The sequence below is a fragment of the Actinoalloteichus caeruleus DSM 43889 genome (assembly GCF_000429185.2).
Taxonomy (GTDB): domain Bacteria; phylum Actinomycetota; class Actinomycetes; order Mycobacteriales; family Pseudonocardiaceae; genus Actinoalloteichus_B; species Actinoalloteichus_B caeruleus.
Genome location: NZ_AUBJ02000001.1, coordinates 1557880 through 1582799 on the forward strand (window position 1 = coordinate 1557880; position 24920 = coordinate 1582799).

Annotated in this window: 15 protein-coding genes; 7 read left to right on the plus strand and 8 right to left on the minus strand. The window is 73.3% G+C overall.

What is annotated here, in order from left to right; all coding sequences use genetic code 11:
* Positions 1-663 precede the first annotated feature (663 nt).
* From G443_RS05275 to G443_RS05285, 3 genes are all read left to right on the plus strand, one after another.
* Positions 664-1842 carry an acyl-CoA dehydrogenase family protein gene (locus G443_RS05275; protein ID WP_026420246.1) on the plus strand — a complete coding sequence of 393 codons (1179 nt, stop codon included), beginning with the start codon at positions 664-666 and terminating at the stop codon, positions 1840-1842.
* Between the two features lie 26 nt (positions 1843-1868).
* Entirely contained in the window at positions 1869-2312 is a 444-nt protein-coding gene (locus tag G443_RS05280; RefSeq protein ID WP_026420245.1) for an SgcJ/EcaC family oxidoreductase, read from the plus strand.
* Positions 2313-3032: 720 nt separating this feature from the next.
* Positions 3033-4253, plus strand: coding sequence for a class I SAM-dependent methyltransferase (locus G443_RS05285; protein WP_026420244.1), 1221 nt, complete (start codon positions 3033-3035; stop codon positions 4251-4253).
* Between the two features lie 180 nt (positions 4254-4433).
* Here G443_RS05285 and G443_RS05290 read toward each other — a convergent pair whose 3' ends face one another.
* Positions 4434-5588: a DegT/DnrJ/EryC1/StrS aminotransferase family protein gene (locus tag G443_RS05290; RefSeq protein ID WP_026420243.1), complete on the minus strand. Its 1155-nt coding sequence runs from the start codon at positions 5586-5588 to the stop codon at positions 4434-4436.
* A gap of 335 nt (positions 5589-5923) precedes the next feature.
* Here G443_RS05290 and G443_RS05295 point away from each other — a divergent pair, with 335 nt between their 5' ends.
* Complete coding sequence (locus G443_RS05295) at positions 5924-7270, plus strand: nucleotide sugar dehydrogenase (protein WP_026420242.1); 1347 nt, start codon at positions 5924-5926, stop codon at positions 7268-7270.
* A 305-nt stretch (positions 7271-7575) separates the two neighbouring features.
* Here G443_RS05295 and G443_RS05300 read toward each other — a convergent pair whose 3' ends face one another.
* From G443_RS05300 to G443_RS05325, 5 genes are all read right to left on the minus strand, one after another.
* The gene (locus G443_RS05300; protein WP_245588931.1) at positions 7576-8940 is read right to left on the minus strand and encodes an aminotransferase family protein; all 1365 of its coding nucleotides are present in this window, start codon (positions 8938-8940) and stop codon (positions 7576-7578) included.
* Positions 8941-9146: 206 nt separating this feature from the next.
* Positions 9147-10412 (minus strand): cytochrome P450, encoded by a 1266-nt coding sequence (locus tag G443_RS05305; RefSeq protein WP_026420240.1) that lies wholly within the window; start codon positions 10410-10412, stop codon positions 9147-9149.
* Between the two features lie 616 nt (positions 10413-11028).
* A complete protein-coding gene (locus G443_RS05310; protein WP_026420239.1) occupies positions 11029-11766 on the minus strand; it encodes a DNA alkylation repair protein in 738 nt (245 codons plus the stop codon).
* Positions 11767-11830: 64 nt separating this feature from the next.
* The gene (locus tag G443_RS25355) at positions 11831-12811 is read right to left on the minus strand and encodes an SRPBCC domain-containing protein (protein ID WP_308208832.1); all 981 of its coding nucleotides are present in this window, start codon (positions 12809-12811) and stop codon (positions 11831-11833) included.
* Positions 12811-13161, minus strand: coding sequence for an ArsR/SmtB family transcription factor (locus G443_RS05325; protein WP_026420238.1), 351 nt, complete (start codon positions 13159-13161; stop codon positions 12811-12813). The genes G443_RS25355 and G443_RS05325 overlap by 1 nt, the downstream gene beginning before the upstream one ends.
* A 395-nt stretch (positions 13162-13556) precedes the next feature.
* Between G443_RS05325 and G443_RS05330 the strand changes: the two genes are divergently transcribed.
* The 3 genes from G443_RS05330 (at position 13557) to G443_RS05340 (ending at position 21574) form a co-directional block, all read left to right on the plus strand.
* On the plus strand, positions 13557-14603 hold the full coding sequence (locus G443_RS05330) for a methyltransferase (protein WP_026420237.1): 1047 nt from the start codon (positions 13557-13559) through the stop codon (positions 14601-14603).
* A gap of 75 nt (positions 14604-14678) precedes the next feature.
* Entirely contained in the window at positions 14679-19937 is a 5259-nt protein-coding gene (locus tag G443_RS05335; RefSeq protein ID WP_026420236.1) for a type I polyketide synthase, read from the plus strand.
* Positions 19934-21574: a (2,3-dihydroxybenzoyl)adenylate synthase gene (locus tag G443_RS05340; protein WP_026420235.1), complete on the plus strand. Its 1641-nt coding sequence runs from the start codon at positions 19934-19936 to the stop codon at positions 21572-21574. The genes G443_RS05335 and G443_RS05340 overlap by 4 nt, the downstream gene beginning before the upstream one ends.
* Positions 21575-22444: 870 nt before the next feature.
* Here G443_RS05340 and G443_RS05345 read toward each other — a convergent pair.
* Entirely contained in the window at positions 22445-23293 is an 849-nt protein-coding gene (locus G443_RS05345) for an alpha/beta fold hydrolase (RefSeq protein WP_026420234.1), read from the minus strand.
* Between the two features lie 56 nt (positions 23294-23349).
* The gene (locus G443_RS05350; protein ID WP_035292886.1) at positions 23350-24888 is read right to left on the minus strand and encodes an MFS transporter; all 1539 of its coding nucleotides are present in this window, start codon (positions 24886-24888) and stop codon (positions 23350-23352) included.
* Positions 24889-24920: the final 32 nt, after the last annotated feature.

Consider the following 24920-nt stretch of genomic DNA (forward strand, 5'->3'; position numbering starts at 1 on the left):
GGCCGCGCCGGGCTTCCTGGGGGCACGCGGCCCCAGGGCGAGCCAGCGGGTGGCCGGGGCTGGGTTCGCGGGAGCCGGGTGGATGGGGGTCGCCGCACGGCCGAGGTGTGGACGGGGACGCCCCGCTCCCCCCGGCCGTCGGTGCCGCCTCAGGCCTGACGGGTCCCGGTGGCGGCCCGCTCGTTGCCCCGCGCGGTCTCGCGTCCCGCCGGCCGCGCGGTGCCCCCCGCGCTGTCGCCCCCACCGGAGCCGAAGCCCGTGCCACGGCGAGCCACGGGTGCCCCGAGGACTGACGGGGTGGGTCGCGGAGCCAACCGGGGAACGCCCTGTCCCGCGAGGCGCCGAGCCCGGCTCCACCCGGCCCGCTCGAACCGGGTTCGAGGGCGGCACCACCTCCTCACGGACCGTTCCGGTGGCCGCCCTGGCCAGTCTGGCCGCGCGGTTCCGCACGGCGACCTGGTGCGCCACGGGGCATCGACCCTGCTGGGCCACGCCCCGCCCTGGTCCCGGCACGGTGGAAGATGCGGCCGCCGGCGCCGGTGCGGAAGTGTCGGACTGCGTACCTCGTCCCCGCACCGCCTGGGGGTAGGCGCACGGCTCCACGGCGCTGACAGGACACCGGGTACCACCAGAACCGTCGTCGCTCGCACTCAGGGAGGACATGTGTCGACCACTCAGGTTCCGACGAGGGAGGAACTCGTCCGCCGCGCCTCCGAGGCGGCGCCGGTGCTCCGGGCCAACTCGACCTGGTCGGAGCGCAACCGGCGGTTGCACGAGGACACCGTCGCGGCGCTCGCCGAAGCCGGTGTGTTCCGCCTGCGCACCCCTGCCCGGTACGGCGGGTACGAGGCCGACACGGGAACGCTGCTGGACGTGGTCGCCGAACTCGGCGCGGCAGACGGGGCCGCTTCCTGGGTCAGTTCGGTCTACTGCATCCCCACCTGGATGGCGTGCCAGTTCCCGGACGAGGTGCAGGACGAGGTCTTCGCCACCCCGGACGTGCGGATCTGCGGGACGTTGAGTCCCAGCGCCGTCGCCACGCCGGTCGGCGGGGGCATCAGGGTCAACGGCAAGTGGGGTTTCATCAGCGGTGCCCTGCACGCCCAGTGGCAGGAGATCATCGCCGTGCTGGTCCCCGAGGACGGTGAGCCCTACCCCGTCGTCGCGCTCGTCCCGCTGTCGGACCTGTTGGTCGTCGACGACTGGCACACCTCGGGGCTGAAGGGGACCGGCAGCGTCAGCACCGTGGCCCAGGACGTGTTCGTTCCCGAGGAGCGGGTGCTCCCGCTGCCGGTGGTCCTCGAGGGCCGGACCGCGTCGGAGGGCAACGCGGGCACGGCGATCTACCGGAACCCGCTGCTCCCGGTCGCCGCCGCGTCGTCCGTCGGCACGATGGTGGGTCTGGCGAGGGCGGCTCGGGAGGGCTTCCTCCGGCGGCTGCCCACCCGCAAGATCACCTACACCGCGTACGAGAGCCAGCGGGACGCCCCGCTGACGCACCTGCAGGTCGCCGAGGCCTCGATGAAGGTCGACCAGGCCGAGTTCCACGCTCGCCGGCTCACGTCCCTGGTCGACGCCAGTGGCGTCGACCAGGAGTGGGACCTGCTCGACCGGGTTCGCGCGCGGGCCGACATGGGCGCGACGTGCCGGCTGGCGAAGGAGGCCGTCGACGTCCTCGCCTCGGCCAGCGGCGGTTCCTCGATCTACGAGGACGTCCCGATGCAGCGGATCGTGCGTGACGTCCAGGCGATGACGTTGCACGCGCTGATGAACCCCAACACGAACGCGGAGCTGTACGGCCGGGTCCTGTGCGGCCTGGAGCCGAACACCCAGTACGTCTGACCACCACTCGGATCGAAGGGACGACCATGAGCTCGAGCAGCCCTCGCGCCTCCGCCGCCGACCAGGCGGCCGTCGCGGCGCTCACCCAACGCGTCATCGCCGCCTGGGCCTACCACGACGCGGACGCGTTCGCCGACGTGTTCACCGAGGACGGCACCATGATCCTGCCGGGCATCTACCGGAAGGGGCGGGAGGAGATCCGGTCCTTCCTCGTCGACGCCTACGCGAACGAGTACCGGGGCACCCAGGTCACCGGCAGGCCGGTGGACCTCCGGTTCCTCACCGAGGACACCGCGCTGCTCCTCACCCGGGGCGGGGTGTTGGCCGAGGGTGAGTCCGAGGTGTCCGACGACCAGGCGATCCGGGCCTCCTGGCTGGTGGTGAGGCAGGACGGGGAGTGGCGGCTTGCCGCGTACCAGAACACCCCCGCGGTGCACCGCCTCCCCACCCCCGGCGCCACCGGCCGGTAGCCCGGTGTGGCGGTCGGCGCTGCCGAGCCGTCCCCCAGCCGGAGGGCAGACGGCGCCGACGGGCCCGGTGGGAACGACGCGGGGGCGCACCCGGGGGTGCGGAGGGAACCCGGTCCCCCGGTCGGCTCCGGCTCCCGCCGGCGATGTCCGCCGACCACCCCGGGCCGCTGTCCGCGTGGGGCGTGCCCTGGCGCGGGGACCCCGTCGCGCGTCCCTGGCGCGGTGCCACCGGGCGGCGGCCGGTCGTGGTCGTCGGGACGCCGAGCTCGATCACCTCGGCGGGGGCAGCGCCACCCGGGGGCACCGCCCACCCGAAGCCGGTCCGGTGGGGTCGGCCGACGGGGGACGAGCTGGGGCGTCGCGCCCGTCCGTCCCCTCCTCCGGGGCACGGGTTCGGTGGCCAGTTCGGGCCGAACGATCACCGGCGACCCGGACCTCCTGGGCGTTCCGACCCTCGGGATATCGAGGACCGGTCCGCCGGCGGCCCGGGCCGGTGTTCGCCGCGCCCGTTCCCGCGACCACCGGGCACGAGGACGACCCGAGGTCCTGCCGCGCCACCGGGCGGGCCTCCCCCAGCCGGCCCCCGAACGCACCATGAACCGTTCGCCTCGGTGCCGTCACCGCCCCCGTTCCGCCGTGCTCGGAACGACGCGAGGGCGGCCCCCGAAAAAGGCATTTCGAGAGAAGTGCCATTTCCTGGTCCTGCCTAGACTTCTCGCCATGAACAGGAGATGTCGCGTCTGCGGTAGCCGGGTCAGCGAATTCCTCGACATGGGCAGGCAGCCGATGGCGAACGGTTTTCTCCTGCCCTCGGAGACGGCCGACGAGTTCCACTTCCGGCTCGCCGTCGGTTCCTGTGATCGCTGCTCCCTGGTGCAACTCGTCGACGAGGTTCCGGCGGAAATGCGCTATCACGGTGAATACCGGTACCACGCTTCCGGATCGGACGGCCATCGACGCCACTTCGCGGACGTCGCGACCCAGTTCCTGGAGGACGAGCTGACCGAGCGGGATCCCTTCCTGGTGGAGATCGGCTGCAACGACGGCGTCATGCTCTCGACCATCGCCAGGGCCGGTGTCCGGCACCTCGGCGTGGACCCGGCGACCACGGTGACGAGGGTCGCGCGGGAGAAGGGGGTCTCGGTGCGCAACACCTTCTTCGACGAGACGAGCGCGGCCGAGATCCACGAGGAGAACGGGCCGGCGGACGTCGTGTTCGGCGCCAACACCATCTCCCACATCGGTGGCATCGGCTCCGTGTTGCGCGGCGTGCGGACCCTGTTGTCGCCCGACGGGGTGTTCGTGTTCGAGGAGCCCTACCTGGGGACCATCGTCGAGGGGCTCGCCTTCGACCAGATCTACGACGAGCACGTCCTGTACTTCAGCGTGACCTCGGTCCAGGTGATGGCGGAGCTGTTCGGGTTCGACCTCGTCGACGCGCGGCGGACTCCCCTGCACGGCGGGCAGATCCGCTACACGCTCGCGCGGAGGGGGACCCGGGCGGTGCGGTCCCGGGTGGCCGACCTGCTGGCCGAGGAGCACGCGCGCGGTCTGTCGCGTCCGGACACCCTCGCGTCCTTCGGTCAGGCCGTGGGCCGGATCAGGGACGACCTCCGCACCCTGCTCGGGGACCTGCGGGCCGAGGGGCGCACCGTGGTCGGTTACGGCGCGCCGGGAAAGTGCGCCACGGTGACGAACTACTGCGGGATCGGGACGGACCTCGTGCCCTTCGTGTGCGATTCCACTCCCGCCAAGCAGGGGCGTCTGGTGCCCGGGTCCCACCTCCCGGTCCGCCCGCCCGAGGCGTTCGCCGACCCGTTCCCCGACCACGCGCTGCTGTTCGCCTGGAACCACGCGGAGGAGATCATGCGGCGGGAGCGGGACTTCACCCGGGCGGGCGGGCGGTGGATCACCTACGTGCCCGAGGTCCGCGTGAGCTGATCCCCTCGGGGCGCGAGCCGACGCCGAGCCAGGACCTCCGGGTCCTGGCTCTTCGCCGTGCCAGCGGCCCCTCCCCCTCGCGCCGCCGGGAGGCCTGGTCGCCCGCGCTCCGGCCCGCGCTGGTCCCGGGTGCCGGGCGGGCCACCCGGTGAGCCGGCGGGTCACCAGGTGGCCGGAGGATCAGGAGCGCCGGCTGGCCGCCCGGCGGGTGCGGACCGCGTCCCGGGTCGCCGTGACGACCTTCTCGACGTCCCCGTCGGTCAGGGACTGGTGCATCGGCAGGAGCAGCGTCCTCGCCGCCGCCCGCTCCGCCCCCGGCAGCACCGCCCGGGAGCCGTAGGCGGCGACCCTGTGCAGCAGGGGGTAGCGGAAGGTGGTGTAGATCCCGCGCTCGTACAGCTCGCGGGCGACGTCGTCCCTGATGTCGTCCTCGAACTGGACCCAGTACATGTAGTGGGACGTCTCCTGCCCGGCGGGCAGCGGTGGCGGGGTCCACATCCCGCCCAGGTCGGCGAACTCCTGGTCGTAGTGCCGGGCGACCTCCCGGCGGCGGCGCATGAACTCGGGCAACCTCTCCAGCTGCACCCGGCCGACCGAGGCGAGGACGTCGTTGGTCACCGAGCGGCGGGAGAAGGACGAGATCTCGAACTCCCACCACCGGGTGCGGCTGCGCAGCGCCTGGTCGTAGCCGCTGGTCTGTTCCAGCCCGAAGTAGGCGCGCTTCCTCGCCTCGGCGACGAGCTCGGCGTCCCGCGCGTGGAGCATCCCCCCGTCGACGGTGACGACGATCTTGCCGTGGTCGAAGCTCCAGACGGCCAGGTCCCCGAAGGTGCCGCACGCCTGCCCGTCCACCCGCGAGTCGACCGCGATCGCGGCGTCCTCGATCAGCAGGACACCGCGCTCGCGGCACATCTCGGCGATGCGGACGATGTCGCCCGGCACGCCGCCGTAGTGCAGGACGACGACGGCCCTGGTCCGCTCCGTCATCACCGCCCGCACCATGTCGACGGTGGGGTTCAGCGTTCGCGGGTCCACGTCGCAGAACACCGGGTGCGCGCCGCGGGCCGCGACGGCGTTGGCGGCGCCCACGAAGCTCACCGTGGGCAGGACGACCTCGTCCCCGGCTCGAACACCGGCGAGGCGCATCGCCAGGAACGTCGCCTCCGTGCAGGAGTTCAGGGACGTGACGTTCGCCGGATCGACCCCGATGTGCCGCGCGAAGTCGGACTCGAACGACTCGGTGCGGTGGCCGCGGCCGATCCAGTTGCTCTCGAACACCTCGCGCACCGCCGCCAGCTCCCGTTCCCCGAGGGCGGGCTGGAATATGTTGATCATGCCGCTCACGCGACGCTCCTCTCCGTCGGCGAATGTCGTTTTCGGCACTCATCTTCCCCGGCGGAAACGCCTGGAGTTCGGTTCCGCACCGAGGTGGGCACGCTGCGACAAATCCTCGTCGAACGGTGGGGGAGAACGGTTCCTGTCCTCGCCGGGAACCATTCGTCCCGGTTTACACGGGATACGATTTCGAGCATTGTCGGACACGTTGCCCCCGTTCCCCCGCTGCTACCGTCGAATGGACGCGCGGGCACGGTCCATCACACCGTTCCGGGCCGGCCGTCCACCATTGCACCCGCGCGGAGAACGGCGCCGACGGCGACGGAGAGGCAAACATGCGATTCGTTTCGGATTCCCCCCGCGTCGCGGTCATCGGTTTTGGTTATGTCGGGTCCTGCCTCGGTGTGACGCTCGCCGAACTGGGCGTGCCGGTCGTCGCCGTCGACGACGACGCGTCGTTGGTCGAGCGGCTCCGGGCGGGCGAGTGCCCCATTCCGGAGCCGGGGCTGGCGGAGGCGCTCGGACGGGTGCGGGACACCGGCCTGCTGACGTTCACCACCGACCACGACGCCGTGCGGGACGCCGACGTCGTGGTCATCACGGTCGGAACCCCGGTCGACGAGGACGGGGCGTTGCTCACGGGCGCGTTGGAGCAGGCCTGCGTCCAGGTCGCCGCCCGGATCCGGCCGGGGTGCCTGGTGATCCTCAAGAGCACCGTGTCGCCGGGGACGACCACGAACCTGGTCATCCCCCTGCTGGAGGGGTCCGGTCTCCGCGCCGAACGGGACTTCGGGTTGTCCTTCTGCCCCGAACGGCTGGCGGAGGGTGCCGCCCTGGCCCAGCTCCGGACCCTCCCGATCATCGTGGGGGGCCGAGGTCCGGCGAGCACCGCCGCCACGGTCCGATTCTGGGCGGACACCCTGGGCACGGCCACCCACCCGCTGCCGAGCCCGGAGGCGGCGGAGGTCGCCAAGCTCGCCACGAACTGGTGGATCGACGCGAACATCGCCATCGCCAACGAGGTCGCCCAGCTGTGCGCGGCGTTCGACGTCGACGTGCTCGACGTCCTGGGGGCCACCAACCAGCTCCCCAAGGGAGACCGCCACGTCAACATCCTGCTGCCGAGCATCGGGGTGGGCGGTTCGTGCCTGGTGAAGGACCCGTGGATGGTGTGGCGGGCGGCCCGCGACCGGGGCGTCGAGCTGCGGACCGTCCCGGTCTCCCGGGGGGTCAACGACGGGATGCCCGAGCACACGGCGCGGCTGATCGGGGCGGAGCTGGCCGGCCTCGGCGTTCCGCCGGCCGGGGCGGTCGTGGCCGTGCTCGGCGTCAGCTTCAAGAACGACACCGGTGACCTCCGGAACACCCCGGTCGCCGGGGTCGTCGAGGCGTTGCGTGCGCAGGGGTGCGCGGTGCGGCTCTTCGACCCGTTGGCCGACGCCGAGGAGGTGCGGGCCCGATTCGGGATCCGCCCGACCGCGACTCTCGAGGACGCCGTCGACGGCGCGCACTGCGTCGCGGTCCTCGCCGGCCACCGGCCGTTCCACGACCTCGACCTCGCGGTGCTGCGCGCGCGAGCCGCGCACCCGTGCCTGGTGTTCGACGGGCGCAGGTACTTCCCGAAGGCCGACATCGAGGAGATGCGCCGGTTGGGCCTGCGGTACCGGGGGATCGGGCGGTGACGATCCGGCCGGCCTCCGGGTGGCTCCGGTCGCCCGGAGGCTCGTCCAGTCCGTTCCCGGTGCCCCGCTGGCGCTGAGCGCTGACCGGTGTTGGCGTGTCCCCTCCGATCACCCGCCGCGTCCGCGTCCTGCCGCGCTCCGCGGGCGCGAGCCGACGCCGCGACCGCGGGGTGCGCCGACCGCCCACCGTCGCCCCGGTGGTCCCTCGTGCCCTCGATCCCGTGGACCGCCCCGCACGCGGCGGCGGGGCGGGCGCTCTCATCGCGCCCGCCCCGCCCCGTGCCGTCCCGGGGGTCGCCCCGACGTCAGCGGCTCACCTCGCCGAGCACGTCGACGATCGCCCCGGTCGTCCGCCGGGCCTCGTCGTCGCTCATGACCAGCGGCGGCGAGAGGATGATGTTGTGGGCGTAGGGGCGGACGATCACGCCCTTCTCGTCCCTGATCCTGGCGGTCAACGCGAAGACCTCGGGGAACGGCATCGGTTCGCGGGTCTCGCGGTCGAGGACCATCTCGACCGCCGCCGCGGCGCCCTCCACCCGGATGTCACCGACGAGCGGGTGGTCCGCCAGCGAGGCCAGGCCCTCCCGGAAGCGGGCTGCCAGCGGTTGGGAGCGGGCGACCAGCCCCTCCCGTTCGATGATGTCGAGGTTGGCCAGGGCCACCGCGCTCCCGACCGGGTGGCCGCTGAAGGTGTAGCCGTGGAAGAAGCCGTAGTCCTGGCACAGGACCTCGGCGATGGCGTCGCTCATGAGCACGGCGCCGAAGGAGAAGTACCCGCTGGTGATCCCCTTCGCCGTGACGACGATGTCGGGGTCCATGCCCCTGGTCTCGGAGTCGAACCAGGATCCGGTGCGGCCGAACGCGGTGATGACCTCGTCGGCGACGAGGAGGATGCCGTGCCGGGACAGCACCTCCCGGACACGGGGCCAGTAGTCCTCGGGCGGGGTCAGCACTCCGCCGCCGCCCATCACGGGCTCGCCGACCATCGCCGCGATCCGGTCGGGTCCGATCCGGTCGATCGTCTCCTCCAGCTCGGCGATGAGGAAGTCAGTGGGGTCGGCGTCCCCGTAGAGTTCGGACGCGCGGTAGAGGTAGGGAGGGGACACCTTCACGACGTCGGGGAGGTTGGGACCGACCCCTGCCTGCATCGCGTCGAAACCCGTCAGGGTGCCCGCGCCGTAGCTCCCGCCGTGGAAACCGAAGTTGCGGGAGATGATCCAGGTGCGGTCCGGTTCTCCGCGCCGACCGTGGTAGAGGCGGGCCGCCTTGATGGAGGTCTCCACGCCGTCCGCTCCACCGCTGGTGAAGAACACCCGGTTCAGGTCGCCGGGCGCCATTCCGGCGAGGCGGGCGGCCAACGCGACGGTGGTGTCGGTGCTGAACTCCTGGTAGGCGGTGAAGTACTCCAGCTCGGCGATCTGCTTCGCGGCCGCGTCGGCCAGCTCGCGCCGCCCGTGCCCGACGTGGGAGTGCCACAGCCCCCCGCCTGTCGCGTCGATCAGTTCCCTGCCCTCGGCGTCCCAGACCGTCGACCCCTTCCCCCGCACGATCACGACCCGTTCGGACACCGAGTCCGCCTGCATGGGGTGGAGGAGGTGACGGCGGTCCAGATCGGCGAGTTCGGCCGCGGAATATGTCGTCGTCTGCTTTCCGGAGGAATGGATCGTCACGGGATTTCCCATCGTCGAGGACCACGGGGGTCGCTGGCAGGAGGTGGTGGGCGGCGGTGATGTCCGCGAACGGCGTGATTTCCTCCCGCACCTTTTCCGGGAGTCAGGACTCACGCTCAACCGATGCTAGATCGGTGGACCGGGCCGCTCGTACTTCCACGTTGCTCGTTCTCCCGGGTGGGGGCCGACGGTCGCCCCGGGGGCGCTCACCAGGAGACGGGCAGGGCACGGAGCCGTGCCAGGGTGAGGTCGTCGTACCAGGGGACCTGCTCGGCGGGCACGGCGAGCCGCAGACCTGGGAGCCGGCCGGTGAGGGTGCGGAACGCGATCTCCAACTCCAGCCTGGCGAGGTTGTGCCCCATGCAGTGGTGGATTCCGTGACTGAAGGCGAAATGTCCCACCGGCGGCCGTTCGATGTCGAATTCGTCGGGGTGGGAGGACAGGTCGGGACCGAAATGCATCGCGGCGAAACCGATGAGTATTCCCTCGCCCTCCCGGATCAGCGTGCCCGCGATCTCGATGTCGGCGAGCGCGACCCTGGCGAGTTGTTCGACGAGCGAGAGGTGGCGCATCATCTCGTCCACGGCTCCGGGCACGAGTTCCGGCGAGCTGGCCAGCAGCGCGTACTGCCCCGGGTTGTCCAGGAGTGCGAGGGTGCCGAGGGCGAGGGTCTGGGTGCTGGTGACGGTGCCGGCGACCAGGATGGCGAGGGCGAACGCGACCAGCTCGTCGACGGTGAGCTCCCCCGTCCTGAGGTGGTCGTCGATCACGCGGTCGAGGAGACCGGGGGTGCCGCCGACCTCGGCCGTCTCCCGGGCGGCCTTCCTGCGGACCAGGTCCTCCAGGTAGGAGGTCAGTTCGGCCTCGGCGGCCTCGGCGCGGGCGGGGTCGAACAGCGTCGAGGCCGGCCCCTCGAAGCGATCCCGTTCCTGGTAGGGGACGCCGAGGAAGGAACAGACGACCATCATCGGCACCGGGCGGGCGAAGGCGTCGACGAGGTCGGCGGACGAGCCGCGTTCCACCATGCCGTCGAGGACCTCGTCGACGATGCGTTGGATCTCGTCGCGGTGGGCCTGGACGCGTCGCAGGGTGAAGCTGGGCAGCAACATGCGGCGCTGCCGGGTGTGGTCGGGCGGGTCGACCCCGAAGAGGACACCGGCGAAGCCGCCGTCCTCCTCCCGCGCCATCTCCCGGGTGGCGCGCATGTGGAGGTGGCTCTCGTGGAGGACGGGGTGGCCGGGGAGGTCGGCCCGGCTGGACAACCGGGGGTCGGCCAGCAGGGCACGGGCCTCCTCGACGCCCGTCACGAGCCACGCGGTGCGTCCGTCGTAGAGCCGCACCCTGCTGAGCGGGCGGGGGCCCCGCAGGTCGGCGAGGGCTGGGGACGGCCGGTAGGGGCACTCCCTCGGGCGGGGGTAGTGGGGGAGGTCCTCGGTCGTGGCCCGCGGTGACCCGTCCATCGGCTGTGCCATGTCGTCTCCTCCTGTCGTCGGCGGCCACGGGCGTGGACGCGGCAGGAGCGTTCGTCCCGGCCCGCGCCCGTGCCAGCCCCTCGGCCGACCCGGCCGTCGCACCGGTCGCGGTGACGTGCTGCCTCGGGGAGGCGCCGCTCCCGGCCGGTCCGGGCCGCTCGACGGGAGGGGCGGTGGGAGTGCGCCCGGCGGCGCGGGACACGGGCGGTGCGCCGTCCCGCGCCGGGTGCGCGGCGCGGCGGGACCGCCGTCGTCGACTCCCGCCGTGCGGCGTGGTGGACGCCGGGGCGAGGGGTTCACCGTCCATCGTGCCGGGGGGCGGGCCGGTTCGTCGTCTCCTGTCGTGCCTGACGGGGGCCGGGGGCCGAGGGCCGGGAGTCGGGGGCCGGGGCCGGCGGGGCTCCGCCGGGACGGCGGCGTGCGGGGACGCGGCGCGGGCCGAGGAGGGAGTGGAGAGGCGCGTGGAGGGGCGCGTGCAGAGGCGGTTGGCCGGCACCGGGCGGATCCCGGCCGGACGGAGAACCCGTTCGCCCGCGTGGCGCGACGCGGGCGAACGGGAGCGAGGACACCGTGGAGGGCACGGGCGGTGGGCGGCTCCGCCCGACCGCCGAAGGGTCTACCTGCCGCGCTGGGCCTTGCCCAGCCCCCGGTAGTGCTCGCGACGTTCCTTGTCGAGGTGCTCGATGGCGTAACGCAGCATCGTGCGCGGCATGGTGGCCGCGTGCTCGTCCAGGAAGGCGATGAGCCGGTCCGGCTGTCTCCTCCCGGCCTCCCGCACCCACCCTCCGACCGCCTTGTGGATGAGGTCCTCCTCGTCGTGCAGCAGGATCTCGGCGATGCGGAAGGTGTCGTCCACCTGGTCGTGCCGGATGAAGTAGAAGGTGCTCACCACCGCGGTCCGGCGTTCCCAGATGTTCGACGAGCGAGCCAGCTCGTAGAGGATGTCGCGGGGTTTGTCGAACAGGTAGCCGCCGACCACGTGGGGGGCGGCCACATCGACCAGGTCCCAGTTGTTGATCCGGTCGATCCGCCGCAGGTAGAGGTCGAACAGTTCCTGCCGCCTCGACTCCGGGGTCCTCCTGCGCCGGGCCTGTTTGTCCATGATGCTCAGCCCGCCAGCCCTGACCTCGTGGATCGGGCTTTCCAGGAGCCGTTCGACCTCGTCCGGCTCCATGTCGATGAACTCCTTGGCGAGCGCGAACACCTGTCCCATGCGGACGCCGAGGAAGGTGTCGCCCTCTCCGTACTCCCCCGCACCGGACTTGAAGTAGCGCTGGATCTTCTGGAGTTCCTCCTCGGAGCGGTGCTCCTCGAGGCGTTCGACGAAATGGTCGGCCGTGAGTGTGGTCGTCATCCACCCATCCCTGTGCTCTCGCCTCGGCCGGAGCCGAGTGCCACCAGCAGTACGAGCCCGGCGATCAGGTGCGGGACGAGATCTGCTGGAGCGCCCAACGGTTGCCGTCGGGGTCGGAGAAGAACGCGAAGCCCACGTTGTTCAGGTCCTCGCCCTCCTCCGCCGGCCGGAAGCCCTCCGGACCGGGGACCTGGACCTCACTGACCTCGACGCCCCGGCCCAGCAGTTCCTCCCGGGCCGCGCGGATGTCGCGGACGACGAGCTGGAGCCCCTGCATCGAGCCCGGCTCCATCTCCACCAGGCCGACCCCCAGGACGATGGAACAGCCCGACCCCCTCGGTGTCAACTGGACGATGCCGGGGCCGCCGTCCACCCGGGTGTCGTGGTCGACCACGAAACCCATCTGCTCCCCGTAGAACTTCTTCGAGCGGTCGATGTCGCTGACCGGCATCGCGACGACTTCCAGGGTCCAGTTCATGCGTGTGGCTCCTTCCTGCCTGATTCCGATGTTGCTTCCGCCGTCCGGGCCTGGGCGCACGCCCGCCCGGAGTCCTCCGACCGATGTGAGCAGGGCGTCGAGCCGGGCGTGGCTCTCCCGCAGTCCCCGCTCCATCGGAGTGCGCAACGTCCTGTCCCTCGCCTCCGGGGAGGGGTGCAGGATCGTGCTGGTGACGGTGGTCCGACCGGCGCGTTCCACGAACCTCGTCGTGACGAGCGAGGTGAGGTCGGGGTGTTCGGCGCCGTCGTAGGACTCGGTGTGGACGAGCAGGCCCGGTGTCTCGATCTCGCGGTACACCCCGGACTGGGTCATCTCCGCGCCGCCCGGGCCTCGGGAGACGAAGCGCCAGGTGCCGCCGACCCGCAGGTCCACCTCGCAGGCCACCAGGTTCCACCCGCGCGCGCCGAACCAGCGGACCAGCAGGTCGGGTTCGGTCCAGGCCGCGAAGACCAGTCGCGCGGGGGCGTCGAAGGACCGGCGCAGGGTGATCTCGCGGTCCGTGGGGGTCGTGACGCGCGTGGAGGTGGCGTCGCCGGCGAGTGACATCAGTGGTCGTCCGACTTCCCGTCGCGTTCCGCCCTGAGGTCGGCGAGGACGGCGTCGAGCCGTTGGAAGCGCTCCTCACTGGCGGAGCGGAACTCCTCCAGCCAGTCGACCGCCAGGCGGATGGGGGCGACGTCCAACCGGGAGGGGCGGCGTTGCGCGTCGCGGCCCCGCACGACGAGACCGGCCCGTTCGAGCACCTTGAGGTGCTTGGAGATCGCCGGCTGGCTGATCGCGAAGGGCGCGGCGAGTTCCGTGACGGTCGCCTCCCCCTGGGCGAGGCGGGCGAGGATGGCGCGTCGGGTCGGGTCGGCGAGCGCGGCGAACGTCCTGTCGAGCACGTCGGAGTCCATCGTCCATAACCCCCCGGGTTTATTACCTTGCGGTTTTATACCGGTCTCGTCCGTTGAGGTCAAGCACGACGGAAGAAGGCTCACCCGGTTCAGCGACGGTGCCTTGGTGCCGACGGGGTGGTCCCCGCCGCCGGGGGCCGGTTCGGCCCGGGAGCCGCCCAGGTCGCTCCGCTGGTCCGTCGCCGCACGGAGGAAGGTGCGAGGCGGTCGCCGCGCGATCAGGATTGACCCCGACAGCGGGGCCGAGGGACGCCCCGGACGGGCGCCTCCGGACGCGGACGAGCGAGCAGCTCGGCCCCGGCACCCACCGCTCGGGTCCCCTCGGCTGGCCCCCGTCCGGCGCCGGCGGGAAGCGGCCTCGACCCCCTCTTCCCCTCGGACCGGCAAGGAGAACCATGACCGGCAGCGGCGACGTCACCCTGAGCGAGGCCGACTACCTCCGGCTGATCATCCACGGCACGACCGCCTTCGAGCTCCTGCGCACCGCGATGGAGTTCGACCTGTTCGAGCGGCTCGAGGCCGAGAACGGGCTGACCCTGGAACAGGTGGCCGACGCCATCGGCGTCGCCGAACAACCCGCGCGGATCCTCCTGCTGGGGCTCGCCTCCCTGTCGTTGGTGACCAGGGAGGGCGAGCGCTACGTCAACAGCCCCGTGATCCGCCGGAAGATGCTCCGCGACGCTCCCCGGTTCCTGGGGCCGCTGCTGGACGTCCAGGCGGAGGTCATCAACCAGTCGATGGGGGACTTCGCCGAGTCGATGCGGCAGGGCACCAACGTCGGGCTCCGGCACATCCCGGGACCCGGCACCACGCTCTACGAGCGCCTCACCGCGCACCCCCGGCTCCAGGAGGTCTTCTACGCGAACATGGGGGACGCCTCGCGGAAGGCCTTCGCGCGGATCCTCGACTTCCACGACTTCTCCGGCGTCCGCCACCTCGTCGACCTCGGTGGCGGCGACGGCACCAACGGCCGCGAACTGGCCAGGCGTTACCCCGAGCTCACCGTGACGGTCGTCGACCAGGAGAGCGTCACCCGGCTCGCCTCCTCCCGGGTGGAGGACCCCGAGCTCCTCGGACGCATGCGCTTCCACCCCGGTGACCTGTTCACCGTGGACCTCCCCCGCGACGCCGACGCGATCCTGTTCTTCCACCTCTTCGAGATCTGGTCGCTGGAGCGCAACACCGAGCTGCTCCGGCGCTGCCACGACGCCCTGCCCGAGGGCGGCGTCTGCCTCGTCTACAACTTCGTCTCCAACGACGAGGGCACCGGTTCGCTCAGCGCCGGTCTCGTCTCCCCCTACTTCCTCACCCTCGCCTCCGGCGAGGGCATGACCTACTCGCCGCGCGACGTCGAACGCGCGGTCCGGGACGCGGGCTTCTCCCACGTCGAACGCCACGACGACCTCGGGTTCAGCCACACGTTGGTCATCGGCCGCAAGTAACCGCGCCCCCGATCGTTCCCACCAACGCCGCCGTGGTGAGGGGCACCGGCGGCGTCGAAGGAGGTTGTCCCCACGATGAGTTCCTCCGAGCCCGTCGCCGTCATCGGGATGGCATGCCGATTCGCCGGGGACGTCGACTCCCCGGAGGCGTTCTGGGACCTGCTGAGCACCGGTGGCGTGACCGTCGACGACATCCCCGAAGACCGCTGGGAGTCCTACGCGGCACGTGGCCCGGACCACGCGGCGGCGGTGCGCCGCGCCCCAGGGCGGGGCGCGTTCCTGCGCGACGTCCGGGGGTTCGACGCCGACTTCTTCGGCATCACGCCACGCGAGGCGGCGCAGATGGACCCGCAGCAACGCCTGGTGCTGGAGGTGTCCTGGGAGGCGCTGGAGCACGCCGGGATCCCGCCCACCGACCTCACCGGCACGGACACCGGCGTCTACGTCGGCGTCGGCTCCGACGACTACGGCCGCAGGCTGTTGGAGGACCTCCCCCGGATCGAGGCGTGGACGGGGATCGGCACGGCCCACTGCGGGGTCGCCAACCGCGTGTCGCACGCCCTGGACCTGCGGGGTCCGAGCATGGCCGTGGACACGGCCTGCTCCTCGTCACTGGTGTCGCTGCACCTGGCGGTGCAGGCGCTGCGGGCGGGCGAGTGCCCGGTGGCGCTGGCCGGCGGCGTCCTGGTGATCACCTCACCCGGGCTGTCACTCGTGCTCGACGCGGCGGGAGCGACCGCCGCCGACGGGCGGTGCAAGACCTTCGACGCCGACGCCGACGGGTACGGGCGGGGCGAGGGCGCCGGCATGGTGGTGCTCCGGCGGTTGTCCGACGCCCGCCGCGACGGCGACCGCGTCCTCGCGGTCATCCGGGGCAGCGCCGTGCGCCAGGACGGCCGGACCAGCGGGATCATGGCCCCCGACGGGACCGCGCAGGCGCGGCTGATGCGACGGGCCTGCGAGAACGCGGGAGTCGACCCGTCGGAGGTCGACTACGTGGAGGCCCACGGCACCGGCACCCCCACCGGCGACCCGGTCGAGGCCGGGGCGATGGCGTCGGTGTTCGGCCGGGGCAGACCGCCGGAGCGGCCCCTGCTCACCGGCTCGGTGAAACCCAACATCGGTCACCTGGAGGCCGGCGCGGGCATCGCCGGGGTCCTCAAGGCGGTGCTCGCGCTCCGCCACGAGCTGATCCCGCCGACCGTCAACCTCACCCGGCCGAACCCGGCCGTCGCCTGGGCGGACTCCGGCCTGCGCGTGGTGACCGAACCGACCCCCTGGCCGAGGTCCGACCGGCCCCGGCTGGCCGGCGTCTCCGGGTACGGCTACGGCGGGACCATCGCCCACGTCGTGCTGGAGGAGGCGGACCCGCCAGACCAACGACGGCCCGAGGACCCCGGCGGCGCGGACCCGTCGGGACACGGCCTCGTCCCGACCGCTCCGCCCGCCCTCCACCCCGTCTCGGCGGGGTCGGCGGCCGCCGTCCGCCGGCACGCCGGCCGGCTGGCCGACCGGCTCGCAGGGGTCGGGAGCCCGCTCGGCGACCTCGGCCACACGCTGGCCCGCCGCCGCTCCCACCTCACCCACCGGGCGGCGGTCGTCGCCCGGGACGGCGCGGAACTGGCCCGGGGTCTTCGGGAGGTGGCCGAGGCCGACGCCGACGCGCTGGTCGGCTCGGTCCTGCCCGGTTCCGCGTTGGGCGTGGTGTGGGTGTTCTCGGGGCACGGGTCGCAGTGGACCGGGATGGGACGGGAGCTGTTGACCGGCTCCCCCGAGTTCGCCGCCACGATCGACCGGATCGCCCCCCTGTTCGAGGCGGAACTGGGTCTCTCCCCGAGGGCCGCGCTGCTCGGTGACCTCCCCCGGTCGGCCGACGTCGTCCAACCGTTGATCTTCGCCGTCCAGGCGGGGCTCGCCGCCGTCTGGTCCTCGCTCGGCTTACGACCGGCCGCCGTCCTGGGCCACTCGGTGGGCGAGATCGCGGCGGCCGTGACCGCCGGTGTCCTCACCCTCGAGCAGGGCGCTCGTCTGGTGGCGCGGCGTTCCGCGCTGCTGCGGCGGGTGGCCGGGCACGGCGGCATGGCCATGATCCGCCTGCCCGCCGAGGAGACCGAGCGGCGGCTGGCCGACCACCCCGACGTGGTCGTCGCCGTCGAGGCCTCCCCGTCGTCCACCGTGATCTCCGGTCCCGCCGGGGCCGTCGCAGAGGTGTGCGCGCGGTGGCGGGACCAGGGGGTCGCCGTGCGCCGCGTCGACGCGGACGTCGCCTTCCACGGGCCGGCGATGGACCCGCTGCTGGACCCGCTGCGCGAGGGCCTGTCCGACCTGGCCCCTGGCGCGGCGGCCCTGCCGGTGTACGGAACGGCCGATCCGGACCCGAGGTCGGCGGCGATCCGGGACGCCGACTACTGGGCGCTGAACCTGCGTGGCCGCGTCCGCTTCGCCTCCGCCGTCGCCGCGGCGGTGGAGGACGGTCACCGCCTGTTCCTGGAGGTCTCCCCGCACCCGGTGGTCGAGCACTCGCTCAGGGAGACGCTGGAGCACCTCGGTATCGACGACGCGTTCGTCACGCACTCGCTGCGCCGGGGCCGCCCCGAACGAGAAGCGCTGTCGCGCGGGCTCGGCGCGCTGTACTGCCACGGCGCCGACGTCGACTGGACGCGGCACTGGCCGGGGGGCGCCCTCGTCGACCTGCCCACCACCCCCTGGGACCGGCGACCGCACTGGGTGGAGGAACACCGACGCCCGTCGACGTTCGGGGCCGGCCACGACCCGGCCCGGCACACCCTGCTCGGGTCCCGGCTGCGGCTCACCGACGGATCGGGGGCCCAGGTCTGGGTGACCAGGCTGGACCGCGAGTCCCGCCCCTTCCCCGGCGAGCACCCCGTGCGGGGGGTGGAGATCGTGCCCGCCGCGGTGTTGCTGTGCACCCTCCTCGCCGCCGCGGGGTCCCGAGACGACTCCCACCGGATCGCCGATGTCGCGTTGCGGACGCCCGTCAGCCTCTCCGCTCCCCGGGACGTCCAGGTCACCCTGCGCGACGGCGCGCTCCAGATCTCCGCGCGCCTCGACGAGGACGACGTCGACGACCGGGGTTGGGTCACCCACACCACCGCGAGGCTGCCTGCCGAGGACGACGACGGGCGAGCGGCGCCGGAGGGCGCGGACCCCCGGGTGCCGGCCGGGGACGACCTGCCGGAGTTGCCCACGTCCTGGGTCGTCGAGGTGCTCGCCGAACGCGGCGTCGGGGGCATGGGGTTCCCGTGGGCGGTGGAACGGCTCCGGGGTGGGCCGTCGCGGGTGGAGGCGACCGTGGTCGCCGATCCCGGGGCCGCCCCGCACAGCTGGGCCCCGCTGCTGGACGCGGCCCTGTCGACCGCGTCCGCGGTGTTCCCCGGTTCCCGGTCGCTGCGGATGCCGGCGCACATCCGCCGGGTCTGGCTGGCACCCCGCCCACCGGGCGAGGCCGTGGTCCGCGTCGAGGTCACCGATGAGGACACCGTGGAGGTGCTGATCGGTGACCGGGAGCGGCGCCTGGTCGGCCGGATCGCCGGGCTGCGGTACGGGGTGCTCGACGGGGACATCGCCGCCTCCCACGATCCGGGGGCGCTGCTGCACGAGGTGGCGTGGCGGCCCCGGGGTCTCCCGAGTGCCCCTGCCGGCCGGCTCCCCGGACTGGCGGTCCTCGTCGGACCGGACTCCCCGACGCGGCGGGCGGTGGGGACCGCCTTCGACGCGGCTGGCCTCCCCCACGTGGTCGTGGCGGACGCCGACGGGCTGGACGCCGCCGAGGGCGCCGAGGACGTGGCGGTGGTCGTCGTCCCCGGCGAGCACGGCGCGGACGGCGCCGGGCCGGCGGACGCGACCAGCGCGGCGACCTGGCTGCTGGCGGACACCGCGCGGCGCCTCGCCTCGGCACCGGGCGGGAACGGCGCCCGGCTGTGGTGCGTGACCAACGCCGTCCGGGAGGCGAGGAGCACCGCGTCCCTGGTCCAGGGGGCGCTGTGGGGGCTCGGTCGCGTCGTCGGCGGGGAACACCCCGAGCTCTGGGGAGGCGTGATCGACCTCGCCGACCCGGTGCGGGACGCCGGGACCGTGGTGGACGTGCTCCGCGCGGGCCCGGGCGAGGACGTCGTCGCCGTGCGGGACGGCACGCAGGAGGTTCCCCGGATGCGGGAGCTGGCGGGCGTCCCGACGGGGCGGGAGCCGACGTTCCGCCCCGAGGCGACCTACCTCGTCACCGGCGGGCTCGGCGCGCTCGGCCTGGAGGTCGCGCGGTGGATGGCCGGGCGGGGTGCCCGGCGGATCGTCCTGGCGGGCAGGCGCGGCCTGCCGCCCCGCGGCACCTGGGACTCGCTGTCCGATCCGGACGAGCGCGGCCGGGTGGAGGCGGTGCGCGCCCTGGAACGGCGGGGGGTGGCGGTGGTGGTGGTCGCCCTGGACCTGGCGGACAGGGACGCCTCCGCTCGCCTGCTCGACCCCTCGGCGCTGGGACTGCCCCCGATCCGGGGTGTGGTCCATGCCGCCGGGGTCCTCGACGACCGGGTGGTGCGGGAGCTCGACGCCTCGTCGCTGCGCGCCGTCCTGCGCCCCAAGGTGGACGGCGCGTGGGTACTGCACGACCTGTTCCCGCCGGGCACGGTCGACTTCCTGGTCCTGTTCTCCTCCTGCGGGCACCTCCTCGGGCTTCCCGGGCAGGCCGCCTACGGCGCGGCGAACGCGTTCCTCGACGCCGTGGCCGCGCACCGGCGGTCGCGGGGGGACCTGGCCGCGTTGAGTCTGTCCTGGACCTCGTGGCGGGGCTTGGGGATGGCGCGCAGCACCGGTGTCATCGCCGAGGAGCTGGCCGCGCGGGGCACCCGGGAGATCACCGCCACCGAGGCGTTCCCCGCATGGGAACTGGCCGCCCGCCACGAGCGGGCCCAGGTCGCGGTGCTGCGCACCGTCCCGCTCGGCCCGGGTGACCGACGGCCCCCGTTGTTCTCGGAGCTCGGCGTGGACCACACCGCCGACCAGGCCGGGGAGGGCGCTGGCGCGTCGTCACCCTCGGCACGCGAGGCCCTCGGGTCGCACGCCTCGCTCGTCGAGGAGATCAGCCGCCAGGTGGCGGAGGAGACCCGGCTCCCGGCGGACGACGTCGACCCCCGCCGGCCGCTGGTGGAGATGGGCGTGGACTCGGTGATGACCGTGCGCATCCGGCGGGCGCTGGAACGCCGGTTCGGGTTGTCGCTGCCCACCACGCTGTTCTGGGACCAGCCCGACATCGACTCGGTGGCCGCGCTGCTGGTGGAACGCGCCGGGTCGGGAGACGACACGAACGGGGAGGCACGATGAACCCGGACCTGGTGGTGCCGTGGCCGGCCGATGCGGCCGAGACCCACCGGCGGAACGGTTGTTGGCTCGGTCGCCCGTTGGGGCGGTTGCCCTGGGAGTGGGCCGGGCGCTGGGGGGACCGGGTGGCCATCGTGGACGGGGAGCGGCGGTTGACCTACCGCGACCTCGCGGCCTCGGTGGACCGCCTGGCCGAGAACCTGCTGGGGCTCGGCCTGCGCCGTCACGACGCCGTCCTCGTGCAGTTGCCCAACGTGGCGGAGTTCGTGGTCGTCACGCTGGCCTGCCTCCGCGTCGGTGTCGTGCCGGTGATGATGTTGCCGCCGCACCGCGAGTACGAACTGTCGTCCATCGGCGCGCACGTGGACGCCAGGGCGGTCGTCGTCCCGGACGAATGGCGGGGGCACGACCACCAGGACCTCGCTGTGCGGGTCGCCGAGGCCCTCCCATCCCCCGCCCGGGTGCTGGTCGTGGGGGACGAGGTCCGGCCCGGGTGCCACGACGTCCGCCACCTGGCCCGCCCGGACGGGGACGAGCGGCGACGCCGCCGCGCCCTGGACGCCCAGGCGCCCCCGTCCTCCGACGTGGCCCTGTTCCTGCTCTCCGGTGGCACGACGGGTGTTCCCAAGGTCATCGGGCGCACCCACGACGACTACGAGTACAACATCCGCCGGAGCGCGGATGCCTGCGGTTTCGGGGAGGGCACCGTCTACCTGGCGGTCCTGCCCGCCGGGCACAACTTCCCCCTCGCGTCACCGGGGATCCTGGGAACCCTCCACTCGGGAGGACGGGTCGTCCTGGTGCCGACCCCTAACCCGGCGGTGGTCTTCCCCGCCGTCGAGGCGGAGCGGGTCACGGTCACCTCCGCCGTCCCGGCCGTGGCGCTGCGCTGGGTGGCGGCGGCCGAGGACACCCGGCACGACCTGTCCAGCCTGCGGTTCGTCCACGTCGGTGGTTCGGTGCTGTCGCCCTCGGTGGCCGAACGCATCGGACCGGCGCTGGGCTGCCGCGTCCAGCAGGTGTACGGGATGGCGGAGGGGTTGATCTGCTACACCCCGACCGACGCGCCTCCCGAGGTGGCGCACACCACACAGGGACGCCCGATCAGCCCGTACGACGAGCTGCGCGTGGTGGACGAACGGGGCCACCCGGTGCGGCCGGGGGAGGTCGGTGAACTGCTCACCCGGGGTCCGTACACCCCGCGCGGGTACTACGGCGTCCCCGAGCAGAACGCGGTCTCCTTCACCTCCGACGGTTTCTACCGCACCGGGGACCTGGTGCGCCTCACGGCCGAGGGCGACGTCGTCGTGTGCGGACGGGTCAAGGACCTGATCAACCGGGCTGGCGAGAAGGTGTCGGCCGGTGAGATCGAGACGCTGGTGCAGGAACTGCCGGCGGTCGCCGAGGCCGCCGCGATCGCGGCCCCCGACCCGGAGGTGGGCGAACGCGTGTGCCTGTTCGTGCGTCCCCACCCGGGACGACCGCCGTCTCTCGACGAGATCGCCGCGGCGCTGACCGCGCGCGGGGTGGCGGCGTTCAAGATCCCCGAACGCCTTGAGATCATCCGCGACATGCCGCACACCCCGGTGGGGAAACCGGACAAACCGGCGCTGCGGGCGTTGTTGGCCGACCTCGACTGACCACGTCCCTGACCCCGAGGTGCGCTCCCACCGGGGGCGCACCGGGGGCCGGGTCGGCGATCCAGGGTGCTCCGCTCCGCTCGGGCCGGCGCCAGCCCCGACCGCTTCCCTCGGCCGCGCCAGCACCTGGCGGTAGCGCGGACGCGGGTGGCCGCCCCTCGGCGGGCCACCCGGTCGGCCCCGGTCCTCCGAGGTCGCCCGGGACCGGGCACCGGCCTGGCTCGTCGCGCGCCTCGGGCGCGTGAGCCGCCGAGGGTGCGAGTGGGCCCGTGCCACCACCTCGGGTGCGCCGGGTGACCCCGTTCGAGGCCACCACGTCCCGACCGCCGAGCTGGGCGCGGCCCCGTCTCCGCTCCGGTCGTCCCGGGCAGGGGTGCGGTGGGGCGTTCAGTCCGGGCCGCGGTGGGGCGTTCGGTCTGGGCGTTCCGGCTGGGCTGCGGTGGCGCGTTCACTCTGGGCGTTCCGGCTCGGGTCGCCGGCCGGCGGGAGGACCTCGTCCGGCTCATCCCGGTGGGGCGGCGTCGGCCGGTCCCCCGCTCCCGGAACGACACCGGTCCGCCCCCTGGCCACGGGAGTGCCGACCGGCCGTTCCTCACCCCGGGGAGGGTGGGACCACCGCGGCGGCGAGGCTCCGACGGCACGCTGCGCCGCCCGGGTACCGGTTGCTCGGGGACGACCCCGGCGCGGTCCGCGGCGGAGTGGCCACGGGACACGCCGGCGCCCCCGGGACCAGTCCCGGGGCGCGTCGCCGGAAGAACGGACCGAGGGACTGGACCACCCACTACGCCTGACGGACAACCAGGCACGGTTCACCGTCCACGACCTGTCCACCGACAAGCCGATCCCGTGCGGGCCGGCGATCCGCGGGCCTCAGTGCTCCCGGGCCCGCAGCAGTCCGCCCAGCTCCGCCGCGAACTCGTCCGGATGGGTCACGTAGCCGACGTGACCGCCGGAGAAGTGCGTGATGTCGAGGCCCAGCCGCTCGGCGAGCACCAGGTTGGGCCGGTACGGGAAGTGCTCACGGGAGTCCGCTCCCCCGGCCAGCACGAGCCGGTCCGAGACCGACCGGAGCACGTCCAGGTCCGGTCGGTGGGCCGGGTAGGGGATCACCTCGTGTTCGAACCAGAACAGCTGGTTGCGGCGCAGGCGGTCCAGCATCTCCGCCAGGCGTTCCGGGGACTGCTCGGTGTGCGCGGGAGCCCGGGTCGACGTCGTCATCCCCATCGCCGTCCTGAACATCCGGCGCGCCTCCTCGACACCCGACCGCTGGTAGGTGGCGTGGAGGTCGCGGTAGAAGCCGAGCCAGCGCCGGGAGTCCGCCATGACCGAGGCCAGCGGCGGCTCGTGGGAGACGGCGGTGCGCAGCCCCTCCGGGTACCGCTCGACCAGCGCGAGGGCGATGATCGCCCCGGAACTGCTGCCGAACACGTGGGCCGGCCCCGACGACAGGTGGTCCAGGAGAGCGCGGATGTCCTCGACGTCCTCCCCGATCCGCCGGTCGTCCTGGACGGGCCCCTCGAGCGTGCTGCGGGAGAAACCCCGGCGGTCGTAGGTGATCACGGTGTGCCGCCGGGCGAGCCGGTCCGCGAGCGGAGCGAACGGAGCCGCGTCACCGTTGCCGGTGGGGATGATGAGCAGCGGCGTTCCCGACCCCCGTACCTCGTGGTACAGGCGCGCCCCGGGCACCCGGAGGAACCCCGTCCTCGGTTGGTGTTCCACGTGTCCTCCTCATGGGAGCGGCCGTGGCGGGCGTCCCACCCGCCACGGCGCGCCGGTCACGGGGCGGGAGCCCTCGGGGTCGGGACGTCGCGCAGCGCGACGAGGGCGAGCCCGGTGAGCACCACGAAGGCGACCGCGCAGATGCCCGCCGCGGTGTTCAGCCCGGCGACGAAAGCCGCGCGGGCCGACTCGACCAGTGACGCCGCGACCGGACCTGGCAGGCCCTCGGCGACGACGAGCGCGCCAGCGAGGGTCTCCCCGGCGACCGCGCCGGCGCCGGTGTCGGCGACCTCGGCCGGCAGTGCGACCCCCGAGCGGTAGACGGCCGCTCCCACGCTGCCGAGCAGCGCGATGCCCAGGGCGACACCGAGTTCCCCACTGGTCGACTGGAGGGAGGAGGCCGACCCGGCCTTCTCCGGTGGCGCCGAGGGCACCACGATGCGGGCCACGAGCGGGCCCACCGGGCTGACCCCGAAGTAGACGACGGTGAACCCGGTCATGAGGACCGGCAGCCCCGTCGTCGGCCCCACCTGGGTGAGGACGAGCATGCCGACGGCGGCGACGGTGGTGCCGATCGCGATGAGGTGCGCGGGCCGCAGCAGACCGCTGACGGCCTGGCTGACGAAGATCCCGACCGTGAGGGCCAGGGTCGGGACGAGCACCCACAGCCCGGCCACCAGGGGCGAGAACCCCTCCACCATCTGGAGGTGCTGCGCGACGAAGAAGCCGCTCCCCGACTGCACCCCGGCGACCAGCAGGCCGATCAGCAGGGCCGCGCTGACCGCCCTGATGGAGAACAGGCGCAGGTCCAGGAGCGGGTCGTCCAGCCGCCGCTGGCGGAGGACGAACGCCAGGCCCATCAGCGCCCCGACGAGGACGGCCAGCACCGGTCCGGGCTGCCAGCCCAGCCGGGCGATCTCCTTGAGCCCGTAGATGAAGGGCAGCAACGCGCCCAGGGAGAACAGCACGCTCACCGCGTCCGGCCGGCCCGCCGAGGGGTTGGCGAACTCGGGCAGGACGGCGCGGCCGGTGACCAGCAGGAGCAGCATGATCGGCACGGCGACGAGGAAGACCGAACCCCACCAGAACCACTGCAACAACACCCCGCCGAGGACGGGTCCGAGCGCGACGCCGGCGGTCAGGGAGGCCGCCCACACCGAGATGGCGATGCCGCGCTGCCGGGCGTCGCGGAACATGACCATGATCAGGGCGAGGCTGGAGGGCACGATCGTCGCCCCGGCCACCCCCAGCGCCGCGCGGGAGGCGATGAGCATCTCGGGCGAGGAGGAGTAGGCGGCGACGACGGAGACGACGGCGAACACGGCGGCGCCGACGAGCAGCAGCCGCCGGCGTCCGATGCGGTCACCGAGGGTGCCCATCGTGACCAGGAACCCGGCGGTGAGGAAACCGTAGGCGTCGGTGATCCACAGTTGCTGGCTGGCGCTCGCGGACAGCGTCGCGGTCAGTTCCGGCAGGGCCAGGAACAACACCCCGATGTCCAGCATCGTCATCATCGTGGGCAGCGCCAGCACCGCCAACGCCAACCATTCCCTCCGGCCCGCCGTGGACGGCGGACCACCAGCGGACACGGGCATGCTCTCTCCTCCTCGACGTGGGTTCCTGGTCG

What these genes read in the sequence shown, in the direction of transcription:
- G443_RS05280 (WP_026420245.1), top strand. Translation starts at nt 1,869, where the DNA reads ATGAGCTCGAGCAGCCCTCGCGCCTCCGCCGCCGACCAGGCGGCCGTC.
- G443_RS05285 (WP_026420244.1), top strand. Translation starts at nt 3,033, where the DNA reads ATGAACAGGAGATGTCGCGTCTGCGGTAGCCGGGTCAGCGAATTCCTC.
- G443_RS05290 (WP_026420243.1), bottom strand. Translation starts at nt 5,588, where the DNA reads ATGATCAACATATTCCAGCCCGCCCTCGGGGAACGGGAGCTGGCGGCG.
- G443_RS05295 (WP_026420242.1), top strand. Translation starts at nt 5,924, where the DNA reads ATGCGATTCGTTTCGGATTCCCCCCGCGTCGCGGTCATCGGTTTTGGT.
- G443_RS05305 (WP_026420240.1), bottom strand. Translation starts at nt 10,412, where the DNA reads ATGGCACAGCCGATGGACGGGTCACCGCGGGCCACGACCGAGGACCTC.
- G443_RS05310 (WP_026420239.1), bottom strand. Translation starts at nt 11,766, where the DNA reads ATGACGACCACACTCACGGCCGACCATTTCGTCGAACGCCTCGAGGAG.
- G443_RS25355 (WP_308208832.1), bottom strand. Translation starts at nt 12,811, where the DNA reads ATGTCACTCGCCGGCGACGCCACCTCCACGCGCGTCACGACCCCCACG.
- G443_RS05325 (WP_026420238.1), bottom strand. Translation starts at nt 13,161, where the DNA reads ATGGACTCCGACGTGCTCGACAGGACGTTCGCCGCGCTCGCCGACCCG.
- G443_RS05330 (WP_026420237.1), top strand. Translation starts at nt 13,557, where the DNA reads ATGACCGGCAGCGGCGACGTCACCCTGAGCGAGGCCGACTACCTCCGG.
- G443_RS05335 (WP_026420236.1), top strand. Translation starts at nt 14,679, where the DNA reads ATGAGTTCCTCCGAGCCCGTCGCCGTCATCGGGATGGCATGCCGATTC.
- G443_RS05340 (WP_026420235.1), top strand. Translation starts at nt 19,934, where the DNA reads ATGAACCCGGACCTGGTGGTGCCGTGGCCGGCCGATGCGGCCGAGACC.
- G443_RS05350 (WP_035292886.1), bottom strand. Translation starts at nt 24,888, where the DNA reads ATGCCCGTGTCCGCTGGTGGTCCGCCGTCCACGGCGGGCCGGAGGGAA.